The following is a 9,687-nucleotide window of genomic DNA, read 5'->3' as shown; positions in this document are numbered from 1 at the left end:
GGGGCGGCGGCGGCCGGAACCGGCTCGTCCCGCTGGTGCCGCAGGCTCTTGTCGTCGCCTTTCTGGCGGGCGGCGCCTCCGCCTTCGTCGCCAGCGACAAGGCCGTCCGGCTCAGCGTCGACGGCACGCCGCGCACCCTGCACACCTACGCGGACGACGTCGCGGAACTGCTGGCGGACGAGGGCGTCGACACCGGCGCACACGACCTCGTCTCGCCCGCCGCCGGCGAACCGCTCGCCGACGGCGACGAGGTGGTCGTCCGCTACGGCCGCCCCCTCACCCTCACCCTCGACGGCCGCCGCCGCCGTGTCTGGACCACCGCCCGCACGGTCGACGGCGCGCTGCGCCAGCTCGGGGTGCGCGCCGAGGGCGCGTTTCTGTCCGCCTCGCGCTCCGCGCCGATCTCCCGCGAGGGGCTGACGCTGCTCGTCCGCACCGAACGGGCCGTGACCTTCATGGCCGACGGCCGCGAACGCACCATCCGCACCAACGCCGCCACCGTGCGCGAGGCGCTGGCCGCCGCCGGGATCGTGCTGCGCGGCGAGGACACCGCCTCCGTGCCGCTCGACGACTTCCCGCGCGACGGACAGACCATCACCGTGATGCGGATCACCGGCTCCCGGCAGGTCCGCGAGGAGGCCATCCCGTTCCAGACGTTCCGGACCCGCGACGACACGCTGTTCGCCGGCACCGAGGTCGTCGCACGGCAGGGCAGACCCGGCGCGCGCCGGGTCACCTACGCCCTGCGCACCGTCAACGGCGTCCGGCAGAAGCCGCGGAAACTCTCCGACGAGGTGGTGCGCGCACCGGTCGCCCAGCTGGTGCGGGTGGGGACCAAGCCGCGGCCCGTGTCGGTCGCCGGGGCGGACGGGCTGAACTGGCAGGCGCTCGCGGAGTGCGAGTCCGGCGGCCGGCCCGGCGCGGTGGACCCCTCCGGGACGTACGGCGGGCTGTACCAGTTCGACCCGCAGACCTGGCGGGCGCTCGGCGGCAAGGGCGTGGCGCAGGACGCCTCCCCGGAGGAGCAGACCCGGCGGGCGAAGAAGCTGTACGTACAGCGGGGGGCGAGTCCCTGGCCGCACTGCGGCCGTAGGCTGTATCGGTGAGCACCACTGACCACCACGACCGCGCCGCCGGACCGCAGGACGCGGGACCCCAGGGCGCGGGATCTCAGGGCGCGGGACCTCAGGGCACGGCCTCCGACGCGCTCCTCGGCCCCGCCGACATCCGGGAGCTGGCCGCGGCGCTGGACGTACGCCCCACCAAGCAGCGCGGCCAGAACTTCGTCATCGACGCCAACACCGTCCGACGGATCGTCCGCACCGCCGAGGTGCGGCCCGACGACGTGGTCGTCGAGGTCGGCCCCGGACTCGGCTCGCTGACCCTGGCGCTGCTGGAGGCGGCGGACCGGGTGACAGCCGTCGAGATCGACGGCGTACTGGCCGGGGCGCTGCCCGCCACCGTCGCCGCGCGCCTGCCCGAGCGCGCGGACCGTTTCTCACTCGTCCACTCCGACGCGATGCACGTACAGGAGCTGCCGGGGCCGCCGCCGACCGCGCTCGTCGCGAACCTCCCGTACAACGTCGCCGTGCCGGTGCTGCTGCACATGCTCGACCGCTTCCCGACGATCGAGCGCACGCTCGTCATGGTCCAGGCGGAGGTCGCCGACCGGCTCGCCGCCCGGCCCGGCAACAAGGTGTACGGCGTGCCGTCGGTCAAGGCCAACTGGTACGCCGACGTCAAGCGGGCCGGCGCCATCGGGCGCAATGTCTTCTGGCCCGCGCCGAACGTCGACTCCGGCCTGGTCTCCCTGGTGCGGCGCGCCCAGCCGGTCGACACCTCCGCCACAAAGGAAGAGGTCTTCGCCGTCGTCGACGCGGCCTTCGCCCAGCGCCGCAAGACACTGCGCGCCGCGCTCGCCGGCTGGGCCGGGTCGCCCGCGGCGGCCGAGGCGGCGCTCACCGCCGCGGGGATCTCCCCACAGGCCAGGGGAGAATCCCTCACAGTCGAAGAGTTCGCACGGATCGCGGAGGCCAAGGCGTGAGCACGGCGGTGACGGCACGGGTGCCGGCGAAGGTCAACGTCCAGCTGGCGGTGGGCGCGCCGCGGCCGGACGGCTTCCACGACCTGGCGAACGTCTTTCTCGCCGTCGGGCTGTACGACGAGGTGACGGTCGCCCCCGCGGCCGAACTGAAGGTCACCTGCGCCGGCCCGGACGCCGGACAGGTGCCGCTGGACCGCACGAACCTGGCCGCGCGGGCCGCGGAGCTGCTCGCCGCGCGCCATGGCATCGAACCCGCCGTCCACATCCATATCGACAAGGACATCCCCGTCGCGGGCGGCATGGCGGGCGGCAGCGCGGACGGCGCGGGCGCGCTGCTGGCGTGTGACGCGCTGTGGGGTCTTGCCACACCCCGCGAGGAACTGCTCTCCCTCTGCGCGGAGCTGGGCAGCGATGTGCCGTTCAGCCTGGCAGGCGGGGCGGCGCTGGGCACCGGGCGCGGTGAGCAGCTCACCGCGCTGCCGGTCGGCGGCGACTTCCACTGGGTGTTCGCCGTCGCGGACGGGGGCCTGTCCACCCCCGCCGTGTACGCCGAGTTCGACCGCCTCGCCGCCGGCACGGACATCCCGGCGCCCCAGGCCGCGCCCGCGCTCCTCGACGCGCTGCGCACGGGCGACGCGGGCGCACTGGCCGCGACCCTCTCGAACGACCTCCAGCCCGCGGCCCTCTCCCTGCGCCCCGCCCTCTCCGAAACCCTCTCCGCGGGCCTCGCCGCAGGCGCCCTCGCGGCCCTCGTCTCCGGCTCCGGCCCCACCACGGCCTTCCTCGCCGAGAACCCGACCGCGGCGGAGGCCGTCGCCCGGGCGCTGACCTCCTCCGGCACCTGCCGCACGGCCCGTACGGCGTCCTCACCCGCGGCGGGCGCGACGCTGCGCTGATTTGGGCCGGCTACGCGGGCCCCGGGGAGCCGTAGCGCGGGAGGACTCCGGTGTCGAGCGGGGACGGCAGTGGGGCGGGAAGTTCGACCGCCTCCCCGTACACCCCCTCCAGCCGACCCCGGTACTCGCCGTCCTTGGGGCGGGTGTGCAGGTTCCAGCGGCCGGTACGGGGGTCCAGGACCAGCAGCGCGGGAACCCCGGCGCGGGCGTACCAGCCGTTCTTGTCGGTGATGTCCTTCGCCTTCTCCGACGGGGAGATCACCTCGACGGCCAGGGCCACGTCTCCGGGGTCGGCGAGCCAGGAGTCGTCCTCGTCCCACTCAACGGGCAGGACCGTCAGATCGGGCGTGGCGTAGTCGTCAGGGTCCTCCGGCAAAGCGACCGAGGACATCTCGTACGGGGCCAGGCCCGCGGGCAGGCGGGGGTCGATCTGGATCCGCAGGCGGCGGATGGTACCCGCGTGTTTGCCGCGCCTGGTGGGGGACATCACGAGGCTGCCTTTGATGATCTCGACCCGCAGCCCGGTGGAGGCTTCGATCCGCTCGGCGACTTCGCGCAGGTTCCCGGGACGCGGGTGCAACACGGGAAGGTTCACTGGCGCCCACCTCCTGTCGGCGGCCGGTCGACCACGACGCTATCGCGTCCGGTCTCCGGCACGGCAGGAATCGATCCTGTCTCAAAACGTGCCATGCCGCGCGATTCCTCCCCCGCAGCGGACCGTACTCAGGCGCGGAAATGAGTAGCAGCGCGCTGACGCACGTCCGCTCCGCCCCGGCACCGTACGCGCATGGGAACCAGCGTTCGTGAGCTCGCCGCCGCCACACCCGGCACGCGGGACCGGTATGTCGATCTGCTGCGGGTCGTCTCCCTGGGGACCGTGGTCCTCGGGCACTGGCTGATGGCCGTGGTCACCGGGGACGGCGTGGGGAATCTGCTCGCCGTCGTGCCCGGGCTGCAGCCGCTCACCTGGGTGCTGCAGATCATGCCGGTGTTCTTCTTCGTCGGCGGGTTCTCGCACGCCCTCGCCTACCGGTCGCTGCTGCGCAGACGCCCCGAGCCGCACACCGGGGTGTACGCCCTGTTCCTGCGGGCCCGGCTGCGGCGGCTGCTGCGGCCCACGATGGCGTTCATCGGAGTATGGGGCGCGGGGGCGCTCGTCGTGCAGGCGGTCGCGGGGGAGGCGGTGTCGCGTGGGCTGAGCGGGATGGCGCTGCGGCTTGTGGCGCAGCCGCTGTGGTTCATCGGGATCTATCTGGCCATGGCGGCGCTCACGCCGCCGCTGCTGCGGCTGCACGAGCGGTACGGATGGGGGGCGTTCACCGCGCTGCTGGCGGCCGCCGCGGCCGTGGACCTGCTGCGCTTCGCCGCGGGCACGCCGTACGTCGAGTTCCTGAACTTCGCCTTCGTCTGGCTGGCCGTCCACCAGCTGGGCTTCCTCCGCGCCGACGGACGGCTCCGCGCACCGGATGTGCCCGCCGCCCTCGCCGCCGCCGGGCTCGCCGGGGCCGCGGCGCTCGTCGCGTTCGGGCCGTATCCCCTCAGCATGGTCGGGATGCCAGGCGAGCAGGTCTCCAACATGGCCCCGCCCACGTTCGCCCTGCTCTGCCACGGCGTGTGGCTGGTCGGCGCGGTCGAGCTGCTGCGGGGGCCGGGCGCCCGGCTGGTCGCGCGGCCCCGCGCATGGCGGACGGTCATCGCCGCGAACGGCGTCGCCATGACCGCGTTTCTGTGGCATCTGACGGCGATGCTGGGCGTGTACGGCGCGCTGCTCGCCGTCGACGCGGAGCTGCCTGCCCCCGCCTCCGCCGCCTGGTGGGCGCAGGCCCCGCTGCGGCTCGCGGCCGCCGCCGTGCTCACCGCGCTGCTCGTCGCCGCCTTCCGCGGCTTCGAGAAGCCCGCGGCCGCGTCTGACGTCCGAGCGGGCGGTACGGGGCGGGCCGCCCTCGGCGTCGTCCTCTGCCTCCTCGGCATCCTGGGCCTGTCCATGGTCGGCTTCGCCGGGCTTCTCGAAGGCCGTACCGCCACTCTCGTCGCCGTGGACGTCAGCGCGCCCGCCGCCGTCGCCATGGCCCTGGCGGGCTGGTGGCTGGTCGTCTTCCCCGTTTCCCGGGGGCTCCGCCCCCGAACCCCCGCGCCTCAATCTCCCCCAGCTACCGCTGGGAGGTACCCCCAGGCGAGGCTGAGTTTCTGGCTCCCGCGCCTCAATCGCCGGCGGGGCTGAGTGGTGCGGGTTCTCCCGCGTCAGGCGTCGGGGGGCTGGATGGTGCGGGTTCTCCCGCGTCAGGCGTCGGGGGGCTGGATGGTGCGGGTTCTCCCGCGTCAAGCGTCGGGGAGCTGAGTGGTGCGGGTCCTCGCGCCTCAGGTGTTGGCGGGGCTGACGTGTGCGGGCCCCCGCGCCTCAGTCCGTCGGCGAGGGTGAATTGTGCGTCTGAGGACACGGCCGAAGGCCGTACGGGGTCTGGGGGCGGAGCCCCCAGCACGGGTGAGAGGAAGGGCTCCGCTCGCACCGCCTAGGCTGGGAAGCCGGTTCAGCACAACGGCGGCATGGAGTGAGATGGCGGTCAATCTGGTCAATGTCGAGGCGGTCGGCAAGGTGTACGGCACCCGCGCCCTGCTCGACGGCGTCTCCCTCGGCGTCTCCGAGGGGGACCGCATCGGCGTCGTCGGGCGCAACGGCGACGGGAAGACCACCCTCGTCCGGATGCTCGCCAAGCTGGAGGAGCCCGACGGCGGGCGGGTCACGCACAGTGGCGGGCTGCGGCTCGGGGTGCTCACCCAGCATGATTCGCTCGACCCCGCGGCGACCGTACGGCATGAGGTGATCGGCGACCTCGCCGACCACGAGTGGGCGGGGAACGCCAAGATCCGGGATGTGCTCACCGGACTCTTCGGCGGTCTCGACCTGCCCGGCTTCCCGCAGGGGCTGGACACCGTCATCGGACCGCTGTCCGGCGGCGAGCGGCGGCGCATCGCCCTCGCCAAGCTGCTCATCGCCGAGCAGGATCTGATCGTCCTCGACGAGCCGACGAACCATCTGGACGTGGAGGGCATCGCCTGGCTCGCCCGCCACCTCCAGGCGCGCCGCTCGGCGCTGGTCTGCGTCACCCACGACCGCTGGTTCCTCGACCAGGTGTGCACGCGGATGTGGGATGTGCAGCGCGGCACGGTGTACGAGTACGAGGGCGGCTACAGCGACTACGTCTTCGCCCGCGCCGAGCGGGAGCGCATCGCCGCCGTCGAGGAGGCCAAGCGGCAGAACCTGATCCGCAAGGAGCTGGCCTGGCTGCGCCGGGGCGCGCCCGCGCGCACCTCCAAGCCGCGCTATCGCATCGAGGCCGCCAATGAGCTGATCGCCGATGTGCCGCCGCCGCGGGATGCCTCCGAGCTGATGCGGTTCGCGGGCGCCCGGCTCGGCAAGACGGTCTTTGACCTGGAGGACGTGGGCATCCAGGCCGGGCCCAAGGTGCTGCTGAAGCATCTGACCTGGCAGCTCGGGCCCGGCGACCGCATCGGTCTCGTCGGCGTCAACGGCGCGGGCAAGACCTCGCTGCTGCGGGCGCTCGACGAGGCCGCGCGCACCGGCGGAGACGCCCAGCCCGCGGCCGGGCGGATCGTCGTCGGCAAGACCGTACGGCTGGCGTATCTCTCCCAGGAGGTCGCCGAACTCGACGCGGACCTGCGGGTCCTGGAGGCCGTACAGCGGGTGCGCGACCGCGTCGACCTGGGCAGGGGCCGCGAGATGACGGCAGGTCAGCTGTGCGAGCGGTTCGGCTTCGCCAAGGAGAAGCAGTGGACCCCGGTCGGCGATCTGTCGGGCGGCGAGCGGCGTCGGCTGCAGCTGCTGCGGCTGCTGATGGACGAGCCCAATGTCCTCTTCCTCGACGAGCCGACCAACGACCTCGACATCGAGACGCTGACCCAGCTGGAGGACCTCCTCGACGGCTGGCCAGGCTCACTCGTCGTCATCTCGCACGACCGTTTCTTCATCGAGCGGACCACGGACCGGGTGTACGCCCTGCTCGGCGACGGCGCCCTGCGCATGCTGCCCCGCGGCATCGAGGAGTATCTGGAGCGGCGGCAGCAGATGGTCGAGGCCGCGGCGCCCGCGCCGGCCGCCGCCCAGCCCTCCCCGTCGGCGCCCGCTGCCAAGGCCAGGTCCGCCGCGGACGCCCGTGCCGCCAAGAAGGAGCTCCAGAAGATCGAGCGACAGCTCGACAAGATCTCCGACCGGGAGTCCGCGCTGCACTCCGCCATGGCCGACCACGCCACCGACTTCGAGAAGGTGGCGGAGCTGGACGCCGAGCTCCGGGAACTCGCCGCCGAGCGGGAAACGTTGGAACTGCGCTGGCTGGAACTCGCCGAAGACGCCTAGCGTGAAGGGCTTGGCGTGAAGGGCGCGGACAGCTCGCGGAGAAGTAGAGAAGCCGTGCAGAGCGCGTAACAACCGCATCACAGGCCGGTCCTCCCTTGGGTACGGGGCAGGACCGGCCCTGGCGTGTGCGCTAACGGGTGATAGAAAGAAGCCCCGCTCGACTGACGTGATACAGCGGAAGTCCACTGTCCGAATCGCTCCGTTCCGGCCCCGGCGCCCCGCCGCCAGGGCCGGAACAGCGGGGGAGGCCGGTCGGCCAGCGGATCCGTACGAAGGGGGAGGGGCTGTGACTCAGCCGCCCAGCCAGCAACCGCCGCAGGGGGGCTTCGGAGCCCCTCAGGACCCCCCGAGCGGGGCTCCGCAACCGCCCGCGGGCCAGCCGCCCGCCGGACCGCCGCCGGCGGCTCCGCCGCAGGCTCCGCAGACGCCGCCGCCTCCGCAGGGCGCGCCGCAGACCCCGCCGCCGCCCCAGGGCCCGCCGCCGCAGACGCCGGGAACTCCGCCTGCGGGCGCGCTCGGTGTGGGGGTCCCCCCGCCGCAGGCAGGGGGCTATCCGCAGCAGCCCGGCCAGGCCCCCGGCCAGCCCGGTTACGGCTATCCGCAGCAGGTCCCCGGCCCGTACGCCCAGCAGCCCGGCCCGTACGCCCAGCAGCCGGGTCCGTACGGCCAGCAGCCGGGCCCCTACGGCGGCTATCCGGCCCAGCCGCAGTACCCCGGCGCGCCCACTCCGCCCGGCTCCGGCAAGGGCGGGTTCCTCAAGGGCAAGCCGGCCGTCCTCATCGGCGCGGCCGTCGCCGCGCTGCTCGTCGTCGGCGCGGGCACGTACTTCGTGGTCAGCGGCGGCGACGACGCCAAGGACGATAAGCCGTCCGTCGCCAAGAGCGGTGACGCACCAAAGCCCAGCGCCCCGGACGACGCCGTCGACCGGGGCGATGGCGAGGGCACCGGCCGGGAGGCGGACGACGACCTCAACGCCGGCCGCCAGGACGGCGAGGCCAAGGTCCTGTTCCTGACCAAGAACGATGTCGACCTGCCGCGGGGCGGCGCGGATGTGTACGGCCTGTGGACCGTCGGCGACACGGTCGCCAAGGGCATGTACCGCGAGGTCGCCGGCTACTCGGCCGCGGACGGCAAGAAGAAGTGGAGCGTGCCGTTCGACACCGAGCTGTGCGCCGCGCCGGTGAGGACCTCCGACGACGGCAAGATCGTCATCGCGGTGAAGGACTCGCTCGGCGAGAAGGCCAAGTGCAACAAACTCCAGCTGATCGACCTGAAGACCGGCAAGAAGGGCTGGACGGCCGACATCCCCAAGAGCACCGGCTTCTTCTCGTTCTCCGATTTCACGCTGGCCATCAGCGGCAACACCCTGACGGCGGCCGGCACCGGCGCCTCGTACGGCTTCTCGATGGCCGACGGCAAAAAGCTGTGGGACAAGCCGTCCGACGGCTGCAAGCCCTACGCCTTCGCCGGCGGCCCCGAGCTGATCGCCGCCGCCAGCTGCAAGACCAGCGACTACAAGGTGCCCCAGCAGCAGGTCCAGAGCGTCGACCCGGCCACCGGCAAGCCCACGTGGACGTACAACACCCCCAAGGGCTGGGAGGTGAACAAGGTCTACTCGGTCAGCCCGCTCGTCGTCTCCATCACCCACCGCGAGGACAAGAAGTGGTCGGTGATCGTGCTCGACGACAACGGCAAGCTGCGCTCGCAGATCGACGGCGGCGGCGATGAGTACGACGTGCGCTGCGGCGGCTCCTTCGTCGTCTTCGGCCAGAACCTCGAAGGCTGCACCGGAGTCGCCGCCGACGCCTCGGCGTTCTATATGTCGACCAAGCCGACCAAGCTCACCCGCGGCACCAACGAGGTCGTCGCGTTTGATCTGAACACCGGCAAGGCCAAGTGGCGTTCCAAGGCAGGTCCGGAGCGCACGATGACGGTGCTGACGACGGACGGCGGCAAGGTCATCGCCTATATGCCCGCCTCCTGGGACCGCGGCGGCGCGGTCGCGGCGATCGAAGCGAGCGGCGGCGACCCGAAGGTGCTGCTCCAGCACCCGACGTCCACGGCGAAGATCGAGAACAACTTCTACTCGCCCAAGATGGCGTATGCGGACGGCCGGTTCTTCATCGCGAGCGGGCGTGTCAGCGCCAGGAACGACGACGAGGAGATGGAGACGAAGACCATGATGGCCTTCGGCAACTGACCTCCTCCCGCCGTCCGTTCCCCATGCCACCAGAGGTAAACAGGCCATGACTCAGCCGCCCAGCCAGCAACCGCCGCAGGGGGGCTTCGGAGCCCCGCAGGATCCTCCGAGCGGCCCCCCGAACAACCCTCCGGTCCCTCCGGGTCCCCCGAGCGGGCCTCCGCAGCCGCCCGCC

The 9,687-nt window shown here is 72.8% G+C and carries 7 protein-coding genes; 6 read left to right on the top strand and 1 reads right to left on the bottom strand.

What is annotated here, in order from left to right; all coding sequences use genetic code 11:
* The 3 genes from OF819_RS28790 to OF819_RS28780 all read left to right on the top strand — a co-directional run.
* A partial coding sequence (locus tag OF819_RS28790; protein WP_267246592.1) for a resuscitation-promoting factor occupies nucleotides 1–1,106 on the top strand: 1,106 nt, incomplete at its 5' end.
* 119 nt (nucleotides 1,107–1,225) lie between these two features.
* The gene (gene rsmA, locus OF819_RS28785) at nucleotides 1,226–2,044 is read left to right on the top strand and encodes a 16S rRNA (adenine(1518)-N(6)/adenine(1519)-N(6))-dimethyltransferase RsmA (protein WP_267246593.1); all 819 of its coding nucleotides are present in this window, start codon (nucleotides 1,226–1,228) and stop codon (nucleotides 2,042–2,044) included.
* Nucleotides 2,041–2,940: a 4-(cytidine 5'-diphospho)-2-C-methyl-D-erythritol kinase gene (locus OF819_RS28780; protein WP_267246591.1), complete on the top strand. Its 900-nt coding sequence runs from the start codon at nucleotides 2,041–2,043 to the stop codon at nucleotides 2,938–2,940. Before rsmA ends, OF819_RS28780 begins: the two co-directional genes overlap by 4 nt.
* 10 nt (nucleotides 2,941–2,950) lie before the next feature.
* Here OF819_RS28780 and OF819_RS28775 read toward each other — a convergent pair whose 3' ends face one another.
* The gene (locus tag OF819_RS28775; protein ID WP_267246590.1) at nucleotides 2,951–3,535 is read right to left on the bottom strand and encodes a Uma2 family endonuclease; all 585 of its coding nucleotides are present in this window, start codon (nucleotides 3,533–3,535) and stop codon (nucleotides 2,951–2,953) included.
* 192 nt (nucleotides 3,536–3,727) lie between these two features.
* On the opposite strand from OF819_RS28775, the gene OF819_RS28770 reads away from it, so the two are divergent.
* From OF819_RS28770 to OF819_RS28760, 3 genes are all read left to right on the top strand, one after another.
* Nucleotides 3,728–5,161, top strand: coding sequence for an acyltransferase family protein (locus OF819_RS28770; RefSeq protein WP_267246589.1), 1,434 nt, complete (start codon nucleotides 3,728–3,730; stop codon nucleotides 5,159–5,161).
* Nucleotides 5,162–5,494: 333 nt separating this feature from the next.
* The gene (locus OF819_RS28765) at nucleotides 5,495–7,312 is read left to right on the top strand and encodes an ABC-F family ATP-binding cassette domain-containing protein (protein WP_267246588.1); all 1,818 of its coding nucleotides are present in this window, start codon (nucleotides 5,495–5,497) and stop codon (nucleotides 7,310–7,312) included.
* A 286-nt stretch (nucleotides 7,313–7,598) separates the two neighbouring features.
* Nucleotides 7,599–9,512 carry a PQQ-binding-like beta-propeller repeat protein gene (locus OF819_RS28760; RefSeq protein ID WP_267246587.1) on the top strand — a complete coding sequence of 638 codons (1,914 nt, stop codon included), beginning with the start codon at nucleotides 7,599–7,601 and terminating at the stop codon, nucleotides 9,510–9,512.
* Nucleotides 9,513–9,687 lie beyond the last annotated feature (175 nt).

It is taken from the genome of Streptomyces sp. PR69, assembly GCF_026420845.1.
Taxonomy (GTDB): domain Bacteria; phylum Actinomycetota; class Actinomycetes; order Streptomycetales; family Streptomycetaceae; genus Streptomyces.
This window is presented reverse-complemented; position numbering and strand designations above follow the sequence as displayed.

What these genes read in the sequence shown, in the direction of transcription:
- OF819_RS28770 (WP_267246589.1), top strand. Translation starts at nt 3,728, where the DNA reads ATGGGAACCAGCGTTCGTGAGCTCGCCGCCGCCACACCCGGCACGCGG.
- OF819_RS28765 (WP_267246588.1), top strand. Translation starts at nt 5,495, where the DNA reads ATGGCGGTCAATCTGGTCAATGTCGAGGCGGTCGGCAAGGTGTACGGC.